The sequence below is a fragment of the Pseudomonas sp. NPDC090592 genome (genome assembly GCF_044769185.1).
Classification (GTDB): Bacteria; Pseudomonadota; Gammaproteobacteria; order Pseudomonadales; family Pseudomonadaceae; genus Aquipseudomonas.
This window is the reverse complement of sequence record NZ_JBIVXJ010000018.1, coordinates 51,006-73,474: the sequence shown is the minus strand read 5'-3', so window position 1 is coordinate 73,474 and position 22,469 is coordinate 51,006. Positions and strand designations below refer to the sequence as shown.

General features: G+C 62.7%; 22 protein-coding genes. 4 read left to right on the top strand and 18 right to left on the bottom strand.

Going from position 1 to position 22,469, the window contains the following annotated elements:
• Nucleotides 1-35 precede the first annotated feature (35 nt).
• The 12 genes from ACIQUI_RS17475 to ACIQUI_RS17420 form a co-directional block, all read right to left on the bottom strand.
• Complete coding sequence (locus ACIQUI_RS17475; RefSeq protein WP_403200818.1) at nt 36-548, bottom strand: cytochrome b; 513 nt, start codon at nt 546-548, stop codon at nt 36-38.
• 54 nt (nt 549-602) lie between these two features.
• Nucleotides 603-2,072: an N-acetylglucosamine-binding protein GbpA gene (gene gbpA / locus ACIQUI_RS17470; RefSeq protein ID WP_403200908.1), complete on the bottom strand. Its 1,470-nt coding sequence runs from the start codon at nt 2,070-2,072 to the stop codon at nt 603-605.
• Nucleotides 2,073-2,190: 118 nt separating this feature from the next.
• Complete coding sequence (locus ACIQUI_RS17465) at nt 2,191-2,538, bottom strand: YgiW/YdeI family stress tolerance OB fold protein (protein WP_403200816.1); 348 nt, start codon at nt 2,536-2,538, stop codon at nt 2,191-2,193.
• A gap of 411 nt (nt 2,539-2,949) precedes the next feature.
• Nucleotides 2,950-3,558: an START domain-containing protein gene (locus ACIQUI_RS17460; protein WP_403200814.1), complete on the bottom strand. Its 609-nt coding sequence runs from the start codon at nt 3,556-3,558 to the stop codon at nt 2,950-2,952.
• A gap of 30 nt (nt 3,559-3,588) precedes the next feature.
• The gene (locus ACIQUI_RS17455) at nt 3,589-3,843 is read right to left on the bottom strand and encodes a YkgJ family cysteine cluster protein (RefSeq protein ID WP_009684718.1); all 255 of its coding nucleotides are present in this window, start codon (nt 3,841-3,843) and stop codon (nt 3,589-3,591) included.
• Between the two features lie 129 nt (nt 3,844-3,972).
• Entirely contained in the window at nt 3,973-4,452 is a 480-nt protein-coding gene (locus ACIQUI_RS17450; RefSeq protein WP_403200811.1) for a hypothetical protein, read from the bottom strand.
• Between the two features lie 64 nt (nt 4,453-4,516).
• Entirely contained in the window at nt 4,517-5,959 is a 1,443-nt protein-coding gene (locus tag ACIQUI_RS17445) for a PLP-dependent aminotransferase family protein (protein WP_012273358.1), read from the bottom strand.
• Nucleotides 5,960-6,332: 373 nt separating this feature from the next.
• Nucleotides 6,333-7,145: an OmpA family protein gene (locus tag ACIQUI_RS17440; RefSeq protein ID WP_403200808.1), complete on the bottom strand. Its 813-nt coding sequence runs from the start codon at nt 7,143-7,145 to the stop codon at nt 6,333-6,335.
• Nucleotides 7,142-7,495: a DUF4398 domain-containing protein gene (locus ACIQUI_RS17435; RefSeq protein ID WP_403200805.1), complete on the bottom strand. Its 354-nt coding sequence runs from the start codon at nt 7,493-7,495 to the stop codon at nt 7,142-7,144. The genes ACIQUI_RS17440 and ACIQUI_RS17435 overlap by 4 nt, the downstream gene beginning before the upstream one ends.
• Nucleotides 7,496-7,504: 9 nt before the next feature.
• A complete protein-coding gene (locus ACIQUI_RS17430; protein ID WP_403200802.1) occupies nt 7,505-8,326 on the bottom strand; it encodes a substrate-binding periplasmic protein in 822 nt (273 codons plus the stop codon).
• A gap of 187 nt (nt 8,327-8,513) precedes the next feature.
• Nucleotides 8,514-9,443, bottom strand: coding sequence for an electron transfer flavoprotein subunit alpha/FixB family protein (locus ACIQUI_RS17425; protein ID WP_201203943.1), 930 nt, complete (start codon nt 9,441-9,443; stop codon nt 8,514-8,516).
• Nucleotides 9,444-10,193 (bottom strand): electron transfer flavoprotein subunit beta/FixA family protein, encoded by a 750-nt coding sequence (locus tag ACIQUI_RS17420; protein WP_391127870.1) that lies wholly within the window; start codon nt 10,191-10,193, stop codon nt 9,444-9,446.
• Between the two features lie 532 nt (nt 10,194-10,725).
• Between ACIQUI_RS17420 and ACIQUI_RS17415 the strand changes: the two genes are divergently transcribed.
• On the top strand, nt 10,726-12,408 hold the full coding sequence (locus ACIQUI_RS17415) for a 4Fe-4S dicluster domain-containing protein (protein ID WP_391127867.1): 1,683 nt from the start codon (nt 10,726-10,728) through the stop codon (nt 12,406-12,408).
• A gap of 71 nt (nt 12,409-12,479) precedes the next feature.
• Here the strand turns inward: ACIQUI_RS17415 and ACIQUI_RS17410 are convergent, their stop codons facing one another.
• The 5 genes from ACIQUI_RS17410 to ACIQUI_RS17390 all read right to left on the bottom strand — a co-directional run bounded on the left by ACIQUI_RS17410 (nt 12,480) and on the right by ACIQUI_RS17390 (nt 15,878).
• Nucleotides 12,480-12,881, bottom strand: a complete 402-nt coding sequence (locus ACIQUI_RS17410; protein ID WP_403200797.1) for a type II toxin-antitoxin system MqsA family antitoxin — start codon at nt 12,879-12,881, stop codon at nt 12,480-12,482.
• A gap of 2 nt (nt 12,882-12,883) precedes the next feature.
• On the bottom strand, nt 12,884-13,180 hold the full coding sequence (locus ACIQUI_RS17405) for a type II toxin-antitoxin system MqsR family toxin (protein WP_403200795.1): 297 nt from the start codon (nt 13,178-13,180) through the stop codon (nt 12,884-12,886).
• A 94-nt stretch (nt 13,181-13,274) separates the two neighbouring features.
• On the bottom strand, nt 13,275-14,600 hold the full coding sequence (locus ACIQUI_RS17400; protein ID WP_403200793.1) for an MFS transporter: 1,326 nt from the start codon (nt 14,598-14,600) through the stop codon (nt 13,275-13,277).
• Nucleotides 14,601-14,702: 102 nt separating this feature from the next.
• Nucleotides 14,703-15,182, bottom strand: a complete 480-nt coding sequence (locus ACIQUI_RS17395) for a histidine kinase (RefSeq protein WP_403200790.1) — start codon at nt 15,180-15,182, stop codon at nt 14,703-14,705.
• A 168-nt stretch (nt 15,183-15,350) separates the two neighbouring features.
• On the bottom strand, nt 15,351-15,878 hold the full coding sequence (locus tag ACIQUI_RS17390) for a sigma-70 family RNA polymerase sigma factor (RefSeq protein ID WP_403200905.1): 528 nt from the start codon (nt 15,876-15,878) through the stop codon (nt 15,351-15,353).
• A gap of 178 nt (nt 15,879-16,056) precedes the next feature.
• Between ACIQUI_RS17390 and ACIQUI_RS17385 the strand changes: the two genes are divergently transcribed.
• Genes ACIQUI_RS17385 through ACIQUI_RS17375 form a run of 3 tightly spaced genes read left to right on the top strand, consistent with a single transcriptional unit; the run spans nt 16,057 to nt 20,595 of the window.
• Entirely contained in the window at nt 16,057-17,229 is a 1,173-nt protein-coding gene (locus ACIQUI_RS17385) for an efflux RND transporter periplasmic adaptor subunit (protein WP_403200789.1), read from the top strand.
• Nucleotides 17,230-19,194, top strand: a complete 1,965-nt coding sequence (locus tag ACIQUI_RS17380) for a MacB family efflux pump subunit (RefSeq protein WP_403200786.1) — start codon at nt 17,230-17,232, stop codon at nt 19,192-19,194.
• Between the two features lie 3 nt (nt 19,195-19,197).
• Nucleotides 19,198-20,595, top strand: coding sequence for an efflux transporter outer membrane subunit (locus tag ACIQUI_RS17375; protein WP_403200783.1), 1,398 nt, complete (start codon nt 19,198-19,200; stop codon nt 20,593-20,595).
• Nucleotides 20,596-20,734: 139 nt separating this feature from the next.
• On the opposite strand, the gene ACIQUI_RS17370 is transcribed toward ACIQUI_RS17375, so the two are convergent.
• Entirely contained in the window at nt 20,735-22,354 is a 1,620-nt protein-coding gene (locus ACIQUI_RS17370) for a PvdJ/PvdD/PvdP-like protein (RefSeq protein WP_403200780.1), read from the bottom strand.
• Nucleotides 22,355-22,469 lie beyond the last annotated feature (115 nt).

Genomic DNA, 22,469 nt, shown 5'->3' with positions numbered 1-22,469 from the left:
CCACCCAGGGCAAGAGCGAAAACGGCTTCATAGGCTCAGGGCAACATCCGGCGCAGCACCTGCCGCCCAGAACACTCGTGAAGAATGACGGCGCCAACATGCAGCGACACAACCATGGTCAGCACCACGTTGGCGGCAACATGCAGCTTGAGCCAGGCACTGAGCCATGACGGGTCGCTGATCAACGGCGAGATGGCAAACCATCCGAACACGTCGATTTGGCGGTCCATCATCAGTACGCCAGATAACAGCACCAGCGCTGTGAGCCAGTACATACCTTCGTGTACAACATGGGCAGCCCGGCGCGCCCTAAGGCTCGCATTCAGCGCAGCCGGCCTGGCCTTGACCAATCGCACCAGCCAGCGCAGCAAGAAAATCGGGATGAACAGCGTGGTCAGCCCGACATTCACGAAACCGACCAGCTGGGCAGTGGCGGGCTCGACATCAAAGCCGGAAACATAAAAGCCACTGACCAGCGCCCAGCCGATCACCAAGGCAGAGACCCAGTGCAACAGGATCTGCTGCCAGCAATATTTGTGTACTTGCATCGAAAATACCGTGTTGTGCCCTGGCAGCTGATCGGGCTGCCAGGGCACATTCCTTCAGCGCTTGATCCAGGCGTCTTGCCAGTTGCTGCCTACACCAGGTTCATACTGGCTGGCACTTTCCGAATAGATCTTGCACCAGCCCTCGAACGGGAACGGCTTGCACTCGAACACTTCACCCGTCTTCGGCTGCAGGACACGTGTGCCCGCCTGGTAACTTGCAATCGATTGAGGGAATTCGAAGTCGTAGCCTTCACCACCCGCGGCCTTCAGCTGAACGGTGCGCTCTTCCTGCAATAGAATGCGCCCGGTCTTGTTCACACCTACCACCTTGAGCAGGTGCTCACCCTCGGCACTGGTCACTGACAGCGCGACAGGGCTGGTGGTGGCATCCACTTCCTGGCGAACGAAGCCGACCTGCTGGTTCGCGCTGTCGAACAGCCGTGTACTGACCTGCAACTTACGGTTGGTCATCACGGTGAAGTCAACGGTGGTCTTGCCGTCCGTCAAGCTGTACTCAGGCTTGAGGTCATGCAGGTGCATGTAGCTGTCATCGATCGGCACGCCTTCAAAGTCCAACTGATAGCTGCTGATACCAGTCTCTGGCTTGGCGTAGATGTTGTTGGCGCCCTGCACGGGCTTGATGTTGCCATCGTTGTCGAGTTGACCAGACTGCACCAGTGTCAGGGTTTCGTTGATACGCCTGGCCAGCTTGTACGACCAATTGGGGGCCAGCCCCTCATCGGTATTTTCGATGGTAATACTGGCGCTGTATTGCGGGCTTTCCGAGCCTGCTACAAAGGCGCGAGCCTTGACCTTGTCTCCCACCTGCAAGTCCCGGTGCGGGTTGATCGCGCCAACCAGTGGCCATTCCGGGGCTGGCCCACCCTCGGCCTGAATGTCCACGTCCATTACGTCATAGAAGGCAGCCCCGGTATCCGCGATAGTCCATGCACCAAGAATGATGTGATGGCCCGACCGATCAGCCGGCAGTAGGCACTGGTGCTTTTCCAGGGCTGGCCCATTGGTGGGTTGCCCCTCGCCGCGCGCGGGCTTTCCTTGACCATCGACCGTGCAGAAAGGGGTCAGCTCGAAAGCATCACGGCCCAAGGGTGCATTGGGATTCCAACCCGTCTTGGTCACGAAATACTGCCAACCGGTTGTCGGGTGCCCTTCCGTGTAAAACCAATCAAATTCAACTTCGCGTTGCTTGAGCACGGTAAGGTTCCAACGATTGGCCGACTGCTCGTCAAGCGGAGCAAAGTCCGGGCGAACGCCCCCGCTTGCGATCTTGCCATCCAATGGTCCAAACTGAGGGAAGCCTTTGGGGGCTTCACCGACCGATTGCGGCTCGTAGGTCGCTTGCCCGCACGCCGTGTTCGCCCCCAGCCTGCAGGCATACGCGCGAGACGGCGGCGCGCTGGTATAACCATGCGCGCTCGCCAACTGGGCATGCATACCAGCCCCGGCAACTAGTAGCCAGGCGCTGCTGGCAACAAACCTGCGCAAACTCTTTCTTTTATTCATAGCACCCCCAGGTCGCTCGAACTGCGTCGGGAAGCCCGACATCGAAGCGCGAGTCTAATCAGGGACCTGGTGGCGATATGTAAGAAAAAACCTGCGATCCAGTAGCTTATGCGCGGCGTTAATTGATGATTTCAACCAGGTCGACATCCACCTCCCGGCTCATCAGGTGCTTTTCCACCTCACCGGTCAGTTTGACCTTGGTCTTGTCGTTGAACGGCGTCGGCGGCAGGTCTTCGTCATCGATCTCGACGGTAATGGTGCCGGTGCTGTCCTTGAACTCGTACTTGTCGTCGTTGTTGATCTTCTTGGTCACAAAGCCTTGCAGGACGACCGGGGTGTCATCCGCAGCGTCGTTGGCAGCGGCCACGGTGGTGACCGACTGGGCGCCGGGGCCGGTGTAGGTCGCCGCCAGTGCGCTGGTAGTGAACAGAGGGGCTAGGATAAGAGCGACGTAATGAGCTTTCATGAGAATCGGGTCCTGTTTGGGTTTCGATGGGACCAGATTAGCGACGATCGCTGAATTAAAACTTAATGCAACAAAAAGCCCGGTACATGGCCTAATGCCAGTCAGTTAAGACTGCCGGGGCTGCTGCGCAGCCCATCGCCGGCAAGCCAGCTCCCACACCGATTGCACTGAACTCAAGCCATGCGCTGTACCTGTGGGAGCTGGCTTGCCGGCGATGGGCCGCAACGCGGCCCAAAATTGCTTAACTGACTGGCATTAGCCCTTGGGCAGCCTTTTTTATTGCCGCACTCCTGTGCCGGCCTCTTCGCGGGCTTCCCCGCTCCCACAGGAACCGCACAGATGCTGAAACCTGCGCCGTACCTGTGGGAGCGGGCAAGCCCGCGAAAAGGCCGGCACAGGCAGCACAAAACCTCAGTTTTTCTCAGCCCGCTCGCGCAAGCCTTTCAGGGTATTGAACGGCGCATCCACCACGAACTTGTTGGCCACCATCGCCGGCACACTACCACCCGGCTCGGTATGCACCTGATAGGTCACTTCAGTGCTATCGCCCTTGGGCACCAGCTTCCAGAAGCCTTCGACCTTGGCCACCCGCACAAAGCCCTTCTCTTCCGGGACATAGGTCGGCTCTTCGACCAGATTACGGGTCAGGCTGCCATCAGCACCCTTGACCGTAGTGATATGCAGCACGGAATCGCGCGGCGTCACCGGCCAAGGCGTATTGAACTGGGTGTAGGTCCAGCTCTGGTCACCTTCATGCTTGAGCAGCTTCTGCGACTTGCACTCATGAATCCATGCGCAGGCGCCAGCCACGTCTTCCTGCAACGCCTGCACCTTGGCCAGCGGCGCCTTGATCACGGTAACACCCTGATAGGCCTTGTACTTGGAACCCGCCACTTCGCTGAGGGAAATCTTGATCCCCTCCTCATCCTTGGCCACTTGCCAGTTTTCGGCCCAGGCAGCAGGCGACAGCAGAACACCCACGCCACATAGCAGTCCAATACGCTTGAACGATCTCATCATGTTTATCCTTGTTGTCGAAGATCCAGCCTGTCACGCCGCCGTCATCTGCTCCCACCAGCCAAGAATCCTGATTGCCTCGTCACGATCACTGCCGCACACCTCGACATCTGCCTTGAAGCCACCACATACCGCCGGCCGCTCAGGCTTGCCGAACAGGTCGCAGAGGTTGGCAGCCGTCAAGTGCAGGCAGCGCTCACCCGCCGGCTTACCATTGGGCATGCGCGGCATCGCAGACGTGATGGACGGGGCGATGCAGCAGGCACCGCAGCCCTCACGGCAGTTCATGGCTATTCACCAAAATCAGGACTCCCTGGAACAAAACGGGACGAGCGTCCCTGGATAGTAACGGCTCAAACAGCTGTTTGAAATTGCTGGCACGATGAAATCTGCCGTGACCAGGCAGTCAGTTGCCGCCTACTGGCGATACTCGAAATCGATGGCCGCCCCTTCCACGTCACGACGGCTGTCATTGCGCAGTTGCAGCTGCATTTCGTTGTTGATCAGCCGGCCATTGAGCTGGAACGGGCTGTCGTTGGCTTCTGGCTTTTCGCTGAACATGGGGGGCAGCAAAGGTTTGCGGCGCTGGATGGGCGACGGGGTACCCACGTTCGGCTCGAGGTCATTGACCATATTCGCTGGCAGGCTGAGGTCCAGTTTTGCCTTGGGCAATGGTTTGGCGACCGCCTTGCTGACCGGCTTGTGCGCCTTTGCCTTGCTGTTGCCGGCCTTCTTTGCCGCCTGCTTCTGCGCAGGCTTGGCTACCGCCTTTTTTTGCACCGGCTTGCTTTGGGCTGCGTGCGCTTGGCCTGCCGGCTGCGCAGCCAAGGCTGGACTGCCCGGGTAGCATAACGGTGCAAGACACACGATCAGGGCAAAACAGCGCAAGGCATTCATGGCAAATGGACAGACTGGCAGGAAAGGTGCGTATGCTCCATGTTCCAAAGGCGGCTGGCAAGCCTTACAAAAGTGTGAGCGCAGGCTCCCGGCACAACTGCTGGGCCAGCAAGCCGAGGGTAATCACTGCCCGCTCGGCCTCTTTGTTCCACGGGATACCGCAATTGAGGCGGATACAGTGGTTGAATTGCTCTGTGTTACTGAATATTAGCCCCGGTGCAATGCTGATGCCCTGCTCCAGCGCCCGCACATGCAACTCCTGCGTATTGACCCGCCCAGGCAAGCTCACCCAAAGGATGAAGCCGCCCGTTGGCCGGGTCATCTGCGTACCCTCGGGGAAGTGCTGCTGCACCGCCAACTGATAGGCGCTGAGGTTCTTGCGATACTCCTGGCGAATGTAGCGCAGGTGCCGGTCGTAGCCGCCATTTTCCAGGTAGGCCGCTACCCCCATCTGCGTCACGCTGCAGGCCGAATGAGTCGTGAAAGTCTGCAGGCGCTGGATCTCGTCCTGGTAACGGCCGGCAATCATCCAGCCGACCCGCACGCCGGGGGACAAGGTCTTGGAGAAGCTGGAGCAGTAGATTACCCGGTCCAGCCGGTCGAACGCTTTCAGTGCCTTGGTCTTGCCCTGCTCGAACATCAGCTCGCCATAGATGTCGTCTTCGATGATCTGGATATCGAAGTCCGAGGCCAGGCGCAGCAACTGTTTCTGCCGCTCTTCCGGGACGGTACCGCCCAGCGGGTTGCTAAGGCGCGCAGTCAGCACCAGGGCCTTGATCGACCACTGGTTGGCCGCCAGCTGCAAGGCTTCGAGGCTGATACCGGTGGACGGGTCACTGGGGATCTCGATTACCTTGAGGCCAAGCAGGTCGGCCAGTTGCAGCAAGCCGTAATAGGTTGGCGATTCGGCCGCGATCAGGTCGCCGGGGCGGGTCAGCACGCGCAGCGACATCTGCAGGGCATCGACGCAGCCATGGGTCACGATCACTTCACGCGGGTCGACCAATACACCGGCGTCACGCATGCGAATGGCGATTTGCCGGCGCAGCGGCTCGAAGCCCGGGCTGAACATGTAACTGAAGGCACGCGGGCTGTGAAAGCGGGTGACCTTGGCAATTTGCTGATGCAGTGCGCGCACCGGCAGGTAATCGACATGCGGTACCGCAGCACCGAACGGGAACACGCCATCACGGCGCGCCTCGGTCAGTACTTGCTGGATGATGCTGGCACGGGTGACCAGGCCCGGGCGCTCGACCCGGGCAATGTCCGGCGTCTGTGCGGTCAGGGCGGGCGTCTGGTGCACGTAGTAGCCCGATTGTGGCCGTGCGCGAATCAACCCCTGGTCTTCGAGGTTGGCGTACGCCTGCAGCACCGTGGCATGGCTGACATTGAGCTGGGCGCTCATCTTGCGCACGGAGGGTACCCGCTCGCCTGGCTGGTAGACACCGCGACGGATGTCATCGGCCAGTTGCTGGGCGATACGCTGGTACAGCAGCAGGTTGGTCATGGCGGCAGGCTCGTTGTTCTTGTACGGCTCAGTGACGGTAGAGGATACCGTAACAGTTGCAAAGTGTACTGGGACAGATGGTGTGGTCGCCACAACATCTAAGGCGCCTGCCAGATCGAGCGCCGCCCGCGCGGCGCTTCGCGGGGCAAGCCCGCTCCCACATTTGTTTCGGGCCAGTTATGCCTGCACCGTCGCGCGCGATCGCCTTGTTTGCCCCACACGATATCGAGGTGAACGCCAAAAGGGCCGCGCGACAATGGCTCAGGCTTTACTGGCCCGAAACAAATGTGGGAGCGGGCTTGCCCCGCGAAGCGCCGCGCGGGCGGCGCTCGATCTCATAGGCGCAGCCAATGCCGAGGCAAACACCCCAGTCTCAGCGCGCTGGCGCAAGCTTGCCCTTCTCATCAGAGAACACGATCTCGACCCGGCGGTTCTGCGCCCTGCCCCGCTCCGAGGCATTGGCCTCGATCGGGTACTGGTCACCATAGCCCTCGACCTGCAGACGCTTTTCGTCGATACCCAGGTCCACCAGCATGTCGGCCACAGCCTGCGCACGGTCGCGGGACAACTTCAGGTTGTCTTCGGCCGCGCCGGTGCTGTCGGTATAGCCCTCGATACGCACCACCCGCCGCGGGTTCAGCTGAAGGAATTGCACCAGCTTGAGCACCGTGCGGCTGGCCGAGTTCTTCAGGTCCGCACGGCCGGTATCGAACAGCACGTCACCCAGGGTCATCACCAGGCCACGGTCGCTCTGCTCCGATGCCAGCGCCGCAATCTGCGACTCGACCCACTTGCCCTGCTGCTGCACGCTGGCCAGCTTGGCCTCGCGCAGCGCCAATTGCAGGCGCTGGCGCTCAAGGTCAAGCTTGGCCTGGCGCTCCTGGTTCAGCGCCAGCTTGGCATGCTCACTGGCGATCTCGCTGTAGCGCTGGCTGAGGTAAGCGTAATGACGTACATCGGAACCGGTGCCGATGTAGCTGGACAGCCGCTCGGCACGGGCCAGCGACTCGCCTGCGCGGATCACGTCACGTGGTGCACTGCGCAGCACATCGGAATCATCCTTGACCTTGGCGAAGGCGGCACTGGCTTCATCCAGCGCGGCCGAGCTGCGTTGGCTGGCGCAGCCTTGCAAGCCTGCCGCCAGCACCAGCAAGGCCAGCGCAGCCAATGGAGTACGGCGGATCATGGCTGCACCTCCAGTTGCTTGCGCAAGCGCTTGACCCGCGATTGCAGCAGTTGCAGCTGCTCTTCGCTCTTCTGGTTCAGCACCTGAGCCTCGGCCAGGCGAGCATCCAGCTCGGCCTGCTCGGCGCGCATGCGTGCATCGCGGTAGTCTTCGGTCAGCATGTTGCTCTTGGCACGGGCCAGTTTGTCTTCAGCCAGTTTCAACGTTTCGACCTGCTCGGTGGCACCTACGGCCCTGGCCTGCTCCAGTGCCTGTTCGGAAATGCGCATCTGCTCTTCAGGAGCCGGATCATTGGCGCAGCCAGCCAGGCCAAGCACGGCCAAGGCAAGAATCAAGGGTTGGGTTCTCACGCAATCTTCCTAGTGTTTGGGGGCATCCGCCGGTACCTGCAACTGCGCTTTCCAGCGCTCTACATTGCGTTGCAGGACGGCCTCGGACGCACCGGAGATCGGCAATTCTGTCAGTTTTTTCGCCAATTGCCCACGCAACCAGCTGTCATTGCATGCCGAGTTGTGCGAAAGGGCCAGGTACAGGCCCGGCCGGTCCACCGGCAGGCCACGGGCGATCAGGTCATTGTTCATACCCAGGCTCTGGGCCATGGCCATGCCGGAATAGCGCCCGGCCAGCACATAATCCACCTGGCCGAGCACCAGTTTCTGGAACGCCTGGGTCAGGTTCTGCGCGGGCACCAGCTTGAGCTGGGCCTTGGCGAAGGCGGTAAAGGCCGGGGTCAGCCGCGCTCGCTCAGACAAACTGCCTTGATACCTGGCCAGGTCCGCCGGGCCGTCGAAGGTCAGCTCGGCATCGTGACGGGTCCACACCAGGTATTCATTCAGTTGCAACGGCGGATGGATGTAGTCCAGCGCAGTCAGTTGCTCGACCTGCATCGGTGTATCGAGCAGCAGATCCATACGCCCGCTGCGCACTTCCTCCAGTGCCTGGTCGCGACGGCCGGCATTCAGCACTTCCACCTTTACACCCAGCTCGCCAGCCACCTGGCGCAACAGGTCGACGTTGGCGCCGATCAGGTGTTTCGGGTCTTTCGGATCTTGCCACGAATAGGGCGGCGCATCCGGGCTGCCCGTTGCCACCAGGCGTTCGCACTTGCCTGCCGCCATGGCCAGTGGTGACATCAACAGCGCCACACACGCCAGCGCCCTGCCCGTTCCGCGCAACATCATCCCTCACTCCTTGTATTGCTTGACCCGGCCCTATCGCCGGCAAGCCAGCTCCCACAGGTACAGCACAGCGCTCAAGGGCAGTGCTGTAACTGTGGGAGCTGGCTTGCCGGCGATAGGGCCGGTACAGGCCAAAAAAAACCCGGCCCCCTGTACGAGGGCCGGGTTCTTTATAAGTGAAGCAGGCGGATCAGACCAGCTTTTCCAGCTCCGGAACCGCTTCGAACAGGTCGGCAACCAGGCCGTAGTCGGCTACCTGGAAGATCGGCGCTTCTTCGTCCTTGTTGATCGCAACGATCACCTTGGAGTCCTTCATGCCGGCCAGGTGCTGGATCGCGCCGGAGATACCGACGGCGATGTACAGCTGTGGTGCAACGATCTTGCCGGTCTGACCGACCTGCATGTCGTTCGGCACGAAGCCTGCGTCGACCGCAGCGCGCGAGGCACCAACGGCAGCGCCGAGCTTGTCGGCCAGGCTGTACAGGTGCTTGAAGTTGTCACCGTTGCCCATGCCGCGGCCGCCGGAAACGACGATCTTGGCAGCGGTCAGCTCTGGGCGGTCGGACTTGGCCAGCTCTTCACCAACGAAGGCCGAAATGCCGGCGTTGTGCGCAGCACCAACAGCTTCAACAGCGGCCGAGCCACCTTCGGCGGCGACCGGGTCGAAGCCGGTGGTACGCACGGTGATGACCTTGACCGCAGCGCTCGATTGCACGGTGGCAATGGCGTTACCGGCGTAGATCGGGCGCTTGAAGGTGTCGGCGGACTCGACCGAGATGATCTCGGAGATCTGGTCCACATCCAGCAGCGCGGCAACGCGAGGCAGGATGTTCTTGCCATTGGTGGTGGCCGGTGCCAGCACGTGGCTGTAGCCGCTCGCCAGCTCTTTGATCAGCGGCGCGACGTTCTCTGGCAGCACGTGGGCGTAGGCTGCGTTATCGGCAACCAGCACCTTGGCCACGCCAGCGATCTTGGCAGCAGATTCGGCAACGCCACCGACGTTCTGGCCAGCGACCAGTACGTGCACATCACCACCGATCTTGGCGGCAGCAGCGACAGTATTCAGGGTGGCCGGGGCTACGGCACCGTTCTCGTATTCAGCGACAACCAGGATAGTCATTTAGATTACCTTCGCTTCGTTCTTCAGCTTCTCGACCAGTTCGGCCACCGATTTGACCTTGATGCCAGCGCTGCGGGCAGCCGGGGCTTCAACCTTCAGGGTCTTGTTGGTGGAGGCGAGGGAAACGCCCAGCGCGTCTGGAGTAACGGTCTCCAGCGGCTTCTTCTTGGCCTTCATGATGTTCGGCAGCGACGCGTAGCGCGGCTCGTTCAGGCGCAGGTCGGTGGTGACGATGGCTGGCAGGTTCAGCGATACGGTCTGCAGGCCGCCGTCGATTTCACGGGTGACATTCAGCTTGTCGCCAGCGACTTCGACCTTGGAGGCGAAGGTGCCTTGCGCGTAGCCGGTCAGCGCGGCCAGCATCTGGCCGGTCTGGTTGTTGTCGCTGTCGATGGCCTGCTTGCCGAGGATGACCAGCTGCGGCTGCTCCTTGTCGACAACGGCTTTCAACGCCTTGGCAACGGCCAGGGAGTTCAGTTCGTCAGCGGCTTCTACCAGGATGGCACGGTCGGCACCCAGGGCCAGGGCGGTACGCAGTTGCTCCTGGGCAGTGGCCGGGCCAACGGAAACGACGACGATCTCGGTCGCAACGCCCTTTTCCTTCAGGCGGACAGCCTCTTCCACGGCGATTTCGCAGAAGGGGTTCATGGACATCTTGACGTTAGCAAGGTCGACGCCGGAGTTGTCCGCCTTGACGCGAACCTTGACGTTGTAGTCGACCACTCGTTTGACAGCTACAAGAACCTTCATGGATTCCTCGTTACTCTCCGGTGAATAGATAGTCGCCTGGGGCTGAGCCCGGCGATGCGCGTGGGTACAAGGGCACCTCTAAAAACGTACCGGGAGCCAGTATCTTCACTGTGACCGAACAGTCTTGTCCGGACTATTGCGACAAATACTCACGGGTCATTTCCTGTCGTGGCGTGTAAACTCCACTACAAGCCGGCCAAAGGCCGCAAAACCCTGCTCCACACCTGGTCTTTAGAGGTGTACCTGCGCCCGGCTGCAAGCCTACGGCGAACGTAAAACCGCTCGTATCTTGACCGTAACACCCCATCCGGTCAATACGGCAAATCGGTCACCCTCCAGCCGCGTTCCTGTGATTTTACTGGCCTGCGGCAAATTCAAACAAACGTTTGTATTGGACCCGCCAAGTGGTGTAGATATAATGCGCGGCCAAGACAAAACGGTGTAGTCCGTCATTTGCGCAGCTACAGTTTCGCTCCCGTGATGAGCCACTGTGCGCAAGCACCCATAAGACAAAGCAACAGCACGAGCCTTGATGAGTAGGAGAGAACCAGTGGAACGCGAATACATGGAATTCGACGTGGTCATCGTCGGCGCCGGCCCGGCGGGCCTGTCCGCCGCCTGCCGCCTGAAGCAGAAGGCCGCCGAAGCCGGTAGCGAAATCAGCGTCTGCGTGGTGGAAAAAGGCTCTGAAGTCGGCGCCCACATCCTCTCCGGCGCGGTGTTCGAGCCCCGTGCGCTGAACGAGCTGTTCCCTGACTGGAAAGAACTCGGCGCCCCGCTGAACACCGAAGTGAAGCGCGACGACATCTATGTGCTCAAGGATGCCGGCAGCGCCACCAAGGTGCCTGACCTGTTCGTGCCCAAGACCATGCACAACCATGGCAACTACATCATCTCGCTGGGCAACCTGTGCCGCTGGCTGGCCCAGCAGGCCGAGAACCTGGGCGTGGAAGTCTACCCGGGCTTCGCCGCCCAGGAAGCGCTGTTCGATGAAAATGGCGTGGTGCGCGGCATTGTCACCGGTGACATGGGTGTGGACCGTGAAGGCAACCCGAAAGACGGCATGTACACCCCGGGCATGGAGCTGCGTGGCAAGTACACCCTGTTCGCCGAAGGCTGCCGTGGCCATATCGGCAAGCAGCTGATCAAGCGCTTCAACCTGGACAACGAGTCCGATGTGCAGCACTACGGCATCGGCCTGAAGGAAATCTGGGAAATCGACCCGGCCAAGCACGAGCAAGGCCTGGTGGTGCACACCGCCGGCTGGCCGCTGGACGTGGTAGCCAAGGACAACACCGGTGGTTCGTTCCTCTATCACCTGGAAAACAACCAGGTAGTGGTCGGCCTGATCGTCGACCTGTCCTATGCCAACCCGTACCTGTCGCCGTTCGATGAATTCCAGCGCCTGAAACACCACCCGGTGATGAGCCAGTACCTCGAAGGCGGCAAGCGCATCAGCTACGGCGCCCGCGCCATCTGCAAAGGCGGCCTGAACTCGCTGCCGAAGATGGTCTTCAACGGCGGCGCGCTGATCGGCTGCGACCTGGGCACCCTGAACTTCTCCAAGATCAAGGGCAGCCACACCGCGATGAAGTCGGGCATGCTCGCGGCCGAAGCCGTGGCCGACGCACTGATCGCCGGCAGCGAAGGCGGCGACCAGCTGAACGGCTACGTCAGCGCCTTCAAGGCCAGCTGGTTGTACGAAGAACTGTTCGCCAGCCGCAACTTCGGCCCGGCGCTGCACAAGTTCGGCCCGCTGCTCGGTGGCGCGTTCAACTATGTCGACCAGAACTGGTTCGGCGGCAAGCTGCCGTTCACCCTGCACGACACCAAGCCGGACTACGCCTGCCTCAAGCTCGCGGCGGACTCGAAAAAGATCGATTACCCAAAACCGGACGGCAAGCTCAGCTTCGACAAGCTCAGCTCGGTATTCCTCTCCAGCACCAACCACGAAGAGGAACAACCCTGCCACCTGAAGCTGACCGACCCGAACGTGCCGATCGCCAGCAACCTGCCGCTGTACGACGAACCGGCCCAGCGCTACTGCCCGGCCGGCGTGTACGAAGTGGTCACCCAGGAGGACGGCAACAAGCGCTTCCAGATCAACGCGCAGAACTGCGTGCACTGCAAGACCTGCGACATCAAGGACCCGGCCCAGAACATCACCTGGGTTACCCCTGAAGGCGCTGGCGGGCCGAACTACCCGAACATGTAACGCCCCAGCTCTTGCTGCAACAAAAAGCCCCCGGCTCGTAAAAACCGGGGGCTTTTTTGCATCGACCCGGGTTAGGCGGTTCTGACTTCTTCGAACAACTCCGGGTGACGATCAAGAAGCTTGAACAATTTTACCAGTGCCACTGGTGGCTTCGTTTTGCCATTCTCGTAGCGTGAAAAAGCATTGACCCCGCCACCGAAGATTTCCCCTGCTTCCCGCTGATCCAGATCAAATTTCTTGCGCACGGAAATAATGAATTCAGGATCGACTTCTAGCGCATTGACCTGTCGGTTGAATGCCGACATAAGATCGCTGATACGCATTGCCTCGTCATGGCTTAGTACTGCCTCACCACAGGCAGAGCAGTAATTACCTGCGACATCAGGGATCACGGTCGATTGCCCCTTGTACCGGTATGGCATGTCCTTGGTGTCTGGTGCGAGCTCGGCACCCCCACAAATCGGGCATCTCATGTTCACAACTCCTTGAATGACACGATGAGCACGTCATCTACCACAGACAGTTTCAGGTACAGGTAGCCTTTCACCGTGAGCGGCCGGTAAACATCTTGCCATACGCGGTGGTCGGTATAACTGGTCATGCTTTTATAAAAATCTCTGCGCTCCAGCGCACAGACCACAGCAAGCATGTCCGTATACGCCATATCCAGAGCCTGCGCGCCTCGCAGGGCGGCAGTGGTAGGACTGATGCGGCCAGCGCTAGCCAGCTCTTTTACCCGCACCAGCGAGCAATGAGGCGTTCTCTTTTCCATGAGAAATTAACCTTCCAGGTTAAATTTGGCTAATAGGTTATTCCAATAACCCTCGCCCGGAAGTCTGCCTCACTATCCCTCTGCCGTTTCCGGCTCATTTGTCACCGCACATGATCGGCATCGGCTCCGCCGCAAACGCCAACGGCTCACGGCGCCCGAAATACAAGGCCGTCAGCAACCCCACGGTGCCCATGACCAGACAAAAGCCGACACACACCCACGGGCTCCACGGCATCAGTGCAATCAGTGCCAGCGGCGTGGTGCTGGCCCACAGTGCGTAGGCCACGTTGTAGGTGAAGGAAATGCCCGACACTCGGATTTCAGCCGGGAACAACCCGACCATCACCGACGGCACCACCCCCACCACGCCGCAGCTCAACCCCGCCAGCGCATAGGCCAGCCAGGTCATGCCCCACTGCCCTACCAGGCTGGCGTACAACGCGCCAATACCCAGCGGCAGCAGCAGGCTGTAGAACATCAACGCACGCCAGGCACCCACGCGGTCGACCAGCAGCCCTGCCAGTACACAGCCAATGTTGAGGAAGACAATGCCCACGCTGCTCAGGGCAAAGGTGTGCCCGGCTGTCATGCCGAAGCGTTGTTGCATCACCGTCGGGGTAATCACCACCAGCACCACCACGGCGGAGGTCAGTACACAGGTCAGCAGCGCCGCCGGGACCAATGCCCGCCGGTGTTCACCCAGCACCCGCCGCAGCGGGAACGTCACAGGCTGCTCCTGGCGTGCGCGCAGGGCAAGGAACACCGGCGTTTCGCTGAGCCAGCGGCGCAGCCACACGCCGATCACACCAAACACCCCGCCCAGCAGGAACGGGTAGCGCCAGGCGTAGTCGAGGATTTCCTGTGGGGTATACACCTGCGCCAGCAAGGTCGCGGTCAGCGCCCCCAGCAGGTAGCCAAAGGTCAGCCCGGCCTGCAGGAAGCCCAGGGCGTAACCCCGCCGCCCGGCGGGCGCATGCTCGGCGACGAAGGTCCAGGCACTCGGCACCTCGCCCCCCACAGCCGCCCCCTGGAGAATGCGCAGCGCCAGCAGGATCAGCGGCGCGGCATAGCCGATGTCGGCATAGGTCGGCATCACCCCGATCAGCAGGCATGGCAAGGCCATCATCAGGATGCTCAGGCTGAACACCCGCTTGCGCCCCAGGTGGTCGGCGAAGTGCGCCATCAGGATGCCGCCCAGCGGCCGCGCCAGGTAGCCGGTGACGAAAATGCCGAAGCTTTGCAGCAGGCGCAGCCACTCAGGCATCTCGGGTGGGAAGAACAGCTGGCTGAGGGTCAGCGCAAAGAACACGAAAATGATGAAATCGTAGATTTCCAGCGCGCCGCCCAGCGCCGCCAGGCCCAGGGTCCGGTGGTCGCCGCGGCTGAACCGGGGCGGGCGAGCGGTATCGATGGCAGTCATGGCAAGGTCCGCAAATCGGCAAAGGGCAAGAGGATAGCAAATAGCTGCCCCCTTGCCCCTAATGCCACTCAGTCAGCCCCATGGTGCTAGGCTGTTACGGCGCTAGCGGCTGAACACCGTGTGCGCAAAGTTGGCCCGTGGCCGGGGCCGGGCCGTGGCAACCGGCATGGCGCCTGGCAGCGGTAGCTTGCCGACCAGCAGCGGCGCGTCGATGATCGCCATGAACGACTCCAGCGCCTCGTTATCGGGCACCTGCGGCAAGCTCAGGCTGACCGCCTGCCGTTCAGTCTGCGGCACTGAAGGCACTTTCAACTGCGCGGAGTGGTAAAGCAGGGCGTGCTGGATCTGCGTACTGACGCGGCAGAAGCGCGCCAGGTCGACCCCGGCATGGCTGGCCAGTTCGATATTGCCCAGCAGCAGGTGAAAAGGCTGCAAGGCGCACTGCACCAGGCGTTGCAACTCCTCGAAGCTGTCTACGGGGGCAATACGGTAATAGCCCAGGCCATTGAGCAGCCGCTCCAGCTGGAGGCGCTGGCAGGGGTGTGAGTCGGCGATGAGGATGCGCAGGGTCTTGTTAGCCATGGTCGGACCTGGGCAGTTGGGTAATGGTTACGCTCCATGACCATACTGCGCCAGTGACGGCTACTGCCAACGCTACGGTCGGCAGGGGTCTCCTTTGATAGAAGTCGGGAAAACCGCATAAATCAAGTGATTGACTGACGGAATTTTCATTTGCCTTTGACGCGCCCTTCAGGACTCCCACTCGCGCATGCGCACCCTGCAGTGCTTCATGGCGTTAACGATGTGCTTCTCCACCACGCTACGGGAAATGCCCAGGTGTTCGGCAATCTGCGGGTGCGAGAGGCCGTCGAGCTTGCGCAGCAGGAAGCAGTCACGGCACACCTTGCTCAGCTCATCCAGCGCACGCTGCATCAGTGCCAGGCGCTGGTCCAGCTGCAAATCATGGGACGGCGCCGCCGTGTGCCAGCGCTCGTCGCTGTCCAGCACTTCCAATGGCTCGGCCTGGCGCACCTGATGCCGCCGGTGGCGGTCGACCACCAGATTGAGCGCGGTACGGTAAAGAAACGCGCGCGGGTGCTCGATGCGCTCGGCATCGGTGCGTTCCAGCACCCGCAGGTAAGCATCATGCGCCACGTCTTCGGCAGCTTGGCGACTGCCCAGGCGCGCGGAGAGGAAACCCACCAGTTCGCGATAGTAATGTTCCACGACGTTACCTGAGATGTCCTGCCAGCCTTGCCAGAAAGCCTTTTCAGGCAGCGGCGCGGGACCGAGTGATGTCAACGTGCGATCTTACAAACTATAATGATTCTCAGCAACACGCCAACACTCCTCCTGCCTGGGTTAAATCCACTGGTCGGGGTTTCGTCTATCTGTGACCTCGGTGCGCGCGCCGTCACCTGGCAGCGCGCGGCCCTCACTCTGGCTGGAAGTCTGCATGCGACCTTTAACCAACACCCGCCGCCGTGTCGTGCTCGCGGGCCTGGGCCTGCTCGGCGCGGGCTGCCTGCTGGCCTGGAAGGCCCTGCCCTACGGCTCCCAGCCGCTGAGCACGGTGACCGTCACACGCGCCGACATCGAAAGCAGCGTTACCGCCTTGGGCACCCTGCAACCCCGGCGCTACGTGGATGTTGGCGCGCAGGCCTCCGGGCAGATCCACAAGCTGCACGTCGAGGTTGGCGACACGGTGCGCAAAGGCCAGTTGCTGGTCGAGATCGACCCTTCGACCCAGCAAGCCCGGCTGGATGCCGGGCGCTACTCGATCGACAACCTCAAGGCCCAACTGGCCGAACAGCGCGCCCAGGGCCTGCTGGCCCAGCAACAGCTCAAGCGCCAGCGCGACCTGGCCGCCGCCGGCGCCACCCGTGAAGAAGACGTGCAAACGGCAGCCGCACAGTTGAAAGTGACCCAGGCGCGCATCGACATGTTCCAGGCGCAGATCCGCCAGGCCCAGGCCAGCCTGCGCAGCGACGAGGCCGAGCTGGGCTACACGCGCATCTACGCGCCCATGGACGGCACGGTGGTGGCCGTGGATGCCCGCGAAGGGCAAACCCTCAATGCCCAGCAGCAAACCCCGTTGATCCTGCGCATTGCCAAGCTCTCGCCGATGACCGTCTGGGCCCAGGTCTCCGAGGCTGACATCGGCAAGGTCAAGCCGGGCATGACCGCCTACTTCACCACCCTGGCCGGCGGCAAGCGCCGCTGGACCAGCACCGTGCGGCAAGTGCTGCCGATTCCGCCCAAGCCGCTGGAGCAGGCCAGCCAGGGTGGCGGTAGCCCGGCCAGCGTCAGCAATGGCAGCGCCGGCAGCCAGGTGGTGCAGTACAGCGTACTGCTGGATGTCGACAACCCGGACGGTGCGCTGATGGCCGAGATGACCACACAGGTATTCTTTGTAGCGGGCAAGGCCAACCAAGTGTTGACCGTGCCGCTGGCGGCGCTGGACGACGGCGAAGGCCTGCGCCTGGCGCATGTGCTGACCGTGGACGGCAAGGTGGAACAGCGCCAGGTACGCACCGGCCTCAGCGACCGCCTGCGGGTGCAGGTACTGGACGGCCTCAACGAAGGCGAGCGCCTGGTCATCGGTGCCCCCACGCTGAGCGGAGGCTGAATGAGCGCCCCCCTGATCGAGCTGGTCGACATCCGCAAATCCTACGGCGGTCTCGATACCCCCAAGGTCGACATCCTCCACGGCATCAGCCTGAGCATCCACCCTGGCGAATTCGTCGCCATCGTCGGCGCCTCAGGCTCTGGCAAGTCGACCCTGATGAACATCCTCGGCTGCCTCGACCGCCCCAGCTCCGGCAGCTATCGCTTCGCCGGCAAGGACGTGGCCACGCTGGACAGCGACGAACTGGCCTGGCTGCGCCGCGAGGCATTCGGCTTCGTGTTCCAGGGCTACCACCTGATCCCCTCGGGCTCGGCACAGGAAAACGTCGAGATGCCGGCCATCTACGCCGGCATCGACGCCAGCGAACGCCACGCCCGCGCCAGCGCCCTGCTCGGCCGCCTGGGCCTGGCCAGCCGCACCGGCAACCGCCCGCACCAGTTGTCTGGCGGCCAGCAGCAACGGGTGTCGATTGCCCGCGCCCTGATGAACGGCGGCCATATCATCCTCGCCGACGAACCCACCGGTGCCCTCGACAGCCACAGCGGCACCGAGGTCATGGCGCTGCTCGACGAACTGGCCAGCCAAGGCCATGTGATCATCCTGATCACCCACGACCGTGATGTGGCGGCGCGGGCGCAGCGGGTGATCGAAATTCGTGATGGCCTGATCATCAGCGACTCGGCCGCCGAACAACCTGCGACCCAGATTGGGCAAGGGCTGCAAGCCGACCAGTTGCGTCAACGCCTGGACCGCGGCGCGACCTTGCGCGGGGCATGGAAAGGTGAACTGATCGAAGCCCTGCAAGCCGCCTGGCGGGTGATGTGGGTCAACCGCTTCCGCACCGCCCTGACCCTGCTGGGCATTGTCATCGGTGTGGCCTCGGTCGTGGTGATGCTGGCGGTGGGCGAAGGCAGCAAGCGGCAGGTCATGGCGCAGATGGCCGCCTTCGGCTCCAACATCCTCTACCTCAACGGCAAGCCGGCAAGCCTGGGCGAACAGGCCGGTACCATCACCCTGGATGACGTCGCCGCCATCGGCCAGTTGCCGCAAGTCAAGCATGTGATGCCGGTAATCGGCGAGAAGATGATGGTGCGCCACGGCAACAGCAGCCAGCAGTTCTACGTGGGCGGCAACAACACCTGGTTCCCCGAGATCTTCAACTGGCCGGCGGTGGAAGGCAGCTTTTTCACCGATGCCGACGAGGCCAATGCCGCGGCAGTGGCCGTGATCGGCCAGAAGGTGCGGGAAAAGATGCTCGACCCCGGGCGCGACCCGCTGGGGCAGTACATCCTGATCGGCAACGTGCCGTTCCAGGTAGTCGGCATCCTGGCCGGCAAGGGTGCCAGCTCTGGCGACCAGGATAGCGACGGACGCATTGCGGTGCCCTACTCCGCCGCCGCCATCCGCCTGTTCGGCCAGCGCGACCCGGACTACATCACCGTCGCTGCGCAGGACTCCACCCGGGTCAACGAAGCCGAAGCCGCCATCGACCGCCTGCTGCGCCAGCGCCACAACGGCCGTCAGGACTTTGAGCTGACCAACGACGCGGCGCTGATCCAGGCCGAGGCACGCACGCAGAACAGCCTGTCGCTGATGCTGGGGGCGATTGCCGCGATCTCGCTGCTGGTGGGCGGTATCGGCGTGATGAACATCATGCTGATGACCGTGCGCGAGCGCACCCGGGAAATCGGTATCCGCATGGCCACCGGTGCGCGCCAGCGCGACATCCTGCGCCAGTTCCTCAGCGAGGCGGTGATGCTGTCGATGGTCGGCGGCCTGGCCGGTATCGTCCTGGCCCTGGCCATCGGCGGCGGCCTGATGCTGGCCGAAGTGGCGGTGGCCTTTGCCCTGCCTGCCATGCTCGGCGCTTTCGCCTGCGCCGTCGTAACCGGCATCGTGTTCGGCTTCATGCCTGCGCGAAAAGCCGCCCGCCTCGACCCGGTCAAAGCCCTTACCAGCGAATAACCCATGACACTGCCTAGCCGTATCTGCCTGTTGTCCTTGTGTGTAAGCCTTGCCGCCTGCAGCACGCCACCGACACCCACCAGCGGCATCGTCGCTCCGGCTTCCTGGCAAGGCGCAGCCCAAGCGGCCACCCCGCCATCAGCGCAGTGGTGGCAGGCGTTTGCCAGCCATGAACTGGACCGTCTGGTGCAGCATGCCATGCACAACGCCCACGACCTGGCCGCCGCCACGGCGCGGGTACGCCAGGCCCAGGCCCGAGCGGTGATTGCCGGCGCGCCGCTGCTGCCAGAACTGCAACTGGGGCTGAATGGCAGCCGCCAGCGCCTGCTGCACGGCGACGGCAACGACCAGCTCGACGTCAGCCGCAACGAACCCACCAGCACCTCGTTCGACGCGCAGCTCAGCGCCAGTTACGAGATCGACTTCTGGGGCGGCCTGCGCGCCACCCGCGATAACGCCTTGCGCAGCCTGGATGCCAGCCGCTTCGACCGCCAGACCGTGGAACTGACCCTGGTCAGTGCGGTAGCGGACAGCTACCTGCAAGGCCTGGCCCTGGAAGAACAGCTGCGTATCGCCCGCCTGAACCTGCGCAATGCCCAGGACGTGCTGGGCCTGGTCGAGGCGCGCCAACGCAGCGGCTCCGCCACCCGCCTGGAGCTGGCCCAACAGCGCAGCCTGGTGGCCACCCAGCAACGCCAGTTGCCTTTGCTGGAACAGAAGTGGCAGGACAGCCGGGTCACCCTGGCGACCCTGCTGGGCGACCCGGTGCAGTCACTGCCCACCAGCCGGGAGGCGATCGATACCTTGCAGTGGCCCGCCATCGGCAGCGGCGTACCGAGCGAACTGCTCACCCGCCGCCCGGATATTGCCGCCGCAGAAGCCCGGCTGGCCGCCGCCAGCGCCAACGTGCAGGTTGCCCGCGCCGCCATGCTGCCCAAGCTGACCTTGGGAGCCAGCCTGGGCGCAGGTGCAAACACCTTTGCCCACCTGTTCGACAGTTCCTACTACACCCTTACCAGCGGGCTGGTTGCGCCGATCTTCAACAACGGCCGGTTACGCGCCGCACGTGAACTGGCCGAGGCCGAGCAGGCGGAATTGCTGGAAACCTACCGCAGCAGCATCCTGGCCGGCTTTGCCGATGTCGAGAAAGCGCTGAATGCGATCCAGGGTGTAGACCGCCAGCGGCAGTGGCAGGATGAAGAAGTGCAGCAGGCACGGCTGGCGTTTGACCTGGCCCAGCAGCGCTATGGCGCGGGGGCCGAGACCTTGCTGAGCGTGCTGGAAACCCAACGCACCTTGTATGTGGCACAGGACCAGCAGGCGCAACTGCGCCTGGCCCGGTTGCAGGGTAGTGTGGCGTTGTACAAGGCATTGGGTGGGGGGTGGCAGGTCGAACGTTAGTCCGGGTCGCCTTCGGGGGCTGCTGCGCAGCCCAATCGCGACGCAAGGCCGCTCCCACATTGACCACGCAATATTAAAGCCTTGCGCCGACCTGTGGGAGCGGCCTTGTGTCGCGATTGGGGCGCGACGCGCCCCCCCGTCAGCCCGAACGCCGCGCCACCTTCAGGTTACGCGCATACCACGGCCTTTGCGGCACTTTGGGCTGCAACTTGTCGAACAGGTCTTCATCGCTGTAGATGATGCGCAATGCCAGCTTCATGGTCTCAGGATCCATCTCCACGCTGCGCCCGGGCCGCAACCCCGGCACTGTCGAGCAACCGTGCGTGTCCGGCCCCAGCCACGGATCTGCCACCTCGACCCAGCGCCCGGGCGCAAACCACTGCACGCCATTGACCTCCAGGCGCCGCACTTCGCCCGGGTGCAGCCGCTCATGGGCAAGGAACCAGTCTTCGATGCGGTCATCGATCCAGCCATGAAAGTGCCAGAACACCGGGTTCACATGGGAAGAAAACGGGTCACCGAGGAAGTCGTTGTCCGCCGCGAACCAGCGCTCGGCAAAGTCATCCGGCGTGCGTGCCGTCGGCACCGGCATGCCGTTGGACGGGTCGCGGGGCACCGATGCCCAACGCATGTGCAGCCAGTCATGCAGGCCCAGTTCCACCTCTGAGCCGAACTGGCCCAAGGTCAGGGTGCTCAGGTACTCCGGGTCGCTGTAGCGTGACTCCCAGACCTGGAAGTTGCCATGGAAGGTATCTGGCGTCTTGATGTCACGCACCCACTGGGTGTAGTCCGCGTCACCGCTGGCCAGCCAGGTAGGCGGCAGGGCATTGCCGTCATGGTTGTCGAAGTAGCGGGCAAACCCGGCACGGTCACGCTCCAGCTCCGGCTGCGGCAACGGGAACCGCGACCATGAAGGCAAGTCCTGCAGGGCGCGGGCACTGCCAAGCATGTGCCGGTGCATGAAAAAGAAGTCCTCGCCCGAGCCGTTGCGGTCCTTGTGCCGGCCACGTGCATCGCGCTCGCCGTCGCGCGGCCCCGGCTGCCAACCCAGGCCACGCAGGGCGCCCTGCTTGTCCTTGTCCAGCTTGTGCCACTTGTCACGCGACGAATGCCACAGCTGGTGGAACAGGCGATGCTCGGGAGCGATCAGCCAGGCCAGCAGTTGCGGGTTCAGCGGAGTACGCTCGCGCGCCTCAGGGAACGTGCGCTTCAACGCCAAAAAGTGGTTATCCTCGATGGGCAGCGTCAAGGCACGGTCCATGCGCGCAATGCGCCCGCTGAGGGTTGCCGGCCCGGCATTGCCGAAGCGGCCCCAGACCTCGTCCAGCACGATATGGCACTCGTAACGCCCCTGGGCCGAAAACAGGCGCCAGCGCAACGTGCCGGGTTTGTCCGCCAGCAGGTCGCCCACCACACGGTAGCGTGGCTCCTCGTCTGCGCGCAGGCGCTCGGGGGTATCCAGGTAGCCGCGCAGGGCTCGTCCGCTGGCGGCAACGTCAAGAAACAGCTCCAGTTCGCCTGCTGGCAGGCCATCCAGCCCCGCATCCTTGCCCTGCAGGGTCCAGCGCCAGATGCCGCGCAAGGTGTCACCCAACTGCTGCAACCGGGTATCGGCCAACTCCACCACGGCCTCGCCCGGCGTTTCCGGAAATGCCTCGGCCTCGCGCTGGCGCTGCACATACAGCGCACCCAGCGCGCCAGGTACCACCACACCCGTCAATGCCACACCGGCGATGAAACCGCGTCGGGAAATCGTCATTGCATACCTGTGCATTCATTGCGGCCATGGAGCACGGCCCGTCCAAGGCTAGAACGTTGCACGGCCGGCAAAATTTAAGCCCGGGCGGGCTCCGTGGTGGGCTAAATTTTCTGGC

What these genes read in the sequence shown, in the direction of transcription:
- ACIQUI_RS17445 (WP_012273358.1), bottom strand. Translation starts at nt 5,959, where the DNA reads ATGACCAACCTGCTGCTGTACCAGCGTATCGCCCAGCAACTGGCCGAT.
- ACIQUI_RS17405 (WP_403200795.1), bottom strand. Translation starts at nt 13,180, where the DNA reads ATGGAAAAGAGAACGCCTCATTGCTCGCTGGTGCGGGTAAAAGAGCTG.
- ACIQUI_RS17465 (WP_403200816.1), bottom strand. Translation starts at nt 2,538, where the DNA reads ATGAAAGCTCATTACGTCGCTCTTATCCTAGCCCCTCTGTTCACTACC.
- ACIQUI_RS17475 (WP_403200818.1), bottom strand. Translation starts at nt 548, where the DNA reads ATGCAAGTACACAAATATTGCTGGCAGCAGATCCTGTTGCACTGGGTC.
- ACIQUI_RS17430 (WP_403200802.1), bottom strand. Translation starts at nt 8,326, where the DNA reads ATGATGTTGCGCGGAACGGGCAGGGCGCTGGCGTGTGTGGCGCTGTTG.
- ACIQUI_RS17380 (WP_403200786.1), top strand. Translation starts at nt 17,230, where the DNA reads ATGAGCGCCCCCCTGATCGAGCTGGTCGACATCCGCAAATCCTACGGC.
- ACIQUI_RS17440 (WP_403200808.1), bottom strand. Translation starts at nt 7,145, where the DNA reads ATGATCCGCCGTACTCCATTGGCTGCGCTGGCCTTGCTGGTGCTGGCG.
- ACIQUI_RS17455 (WP_009684718.1), bottom strand. Translation starts at nt 3,843, where the DNA reads ATGAACTGCCGTGAGGGCTGCGGTGCCTGCTGCATCGCCCCGTCCATC.
- ACIQUI_RS17385 (WP_403200789.1), top strand. Translation starts at nt 16,057, where the DNA reads ATGCGACCTTTAACCAACACCCGCCGCCGTGTCGTGCTCGCGGGCCTG.
- ACIQUI_RS17425 (WP_201203943.1), bottom strand. Translation starts at nt 9,443, where the DNA reads ATGACTATCCTGGTTGTCGCTGAATACGAGAACGGTGCCGTAGCCCCG.
- ACIQUI_RS17460 (WP_403200814.1), bottom strand. Translation starts at nt 3,558, where the DNA reads ATGATGAGATCGTTCAAGCGTATTGGACTGCTATGTGGCGTGGGTGTT.
- ACIQUI_RS17400 (WP_403200793.1), bottom strand. Translation starts at nt 14,600, where the DNA reads ATGACTGCCATCGATACCGCTCGCCCGCCCCGGTTCAGCCGCGGCGAC.
- gbpA (WP_403200908.1), bottom strand. Translation starts at nt 2,072, where the DNA reads ATGAATAAAAGAAAGAGTTTGCGCAGGTTTGTTGCCAGCAGCGCCTGG.
- ACIQUI_RS17450 (WP_403200811.1), bottom strand. Translation starts at nt 4,452, where the DNA reads ATGAATGCCTTGCGCTGTTTTGCCCTGATCGTGTGTCTTGCACCGTTA.
- ACIQUI_RS17395 (WP_403200790.1), bottom strand. Translation starts at nt 15,182, where the DNA reads ATGGCTAACAAGACCCTGCGCATCCTCATCGCCGACTCACACCCCTGC.
- ACIQUI_RS17420 (WP_391127870.1), bottom strand. Translation starts at nt 10,193, where the DNA reads ATGAAGGTTCTTGTAGCTGTCAAACGAGTGGTCGACTACAACGTCAAG.
- ACIQUI_RS17410 (WP_403200797.1), bottom strand. Translation starts at nt 12,881, where the DNA reads ATGAGATGCCCGATTTGTGGGGGTGCCGAGCTCGCACCAGACACCAAG.
- ACIQUI_RS17375 (WP_403200783.1), top strand. Translation starts at nt 19,198, where the DNA reads ATGACACTGCCTAGCCGTATCTGCCTGTTGTCCTTGTGTGTAAGCCTT.
- ACIQUI_RS17415 (WP_391127867.1), top strand. Translation starts at nt 10,726, where the DNA reads ATGAGTAGGAGAGAACCAGTGGAACGCGAATACATGGAATTCGACGTG.
- ACIQUI_RS17370 (WP_403200780.1), bottom strand. Translation starts at nt 22,354, where the DNA reads ATGACGATTTCCCGACGCGGTTTCATCGCCGGTGTGGCATTGACGGGT.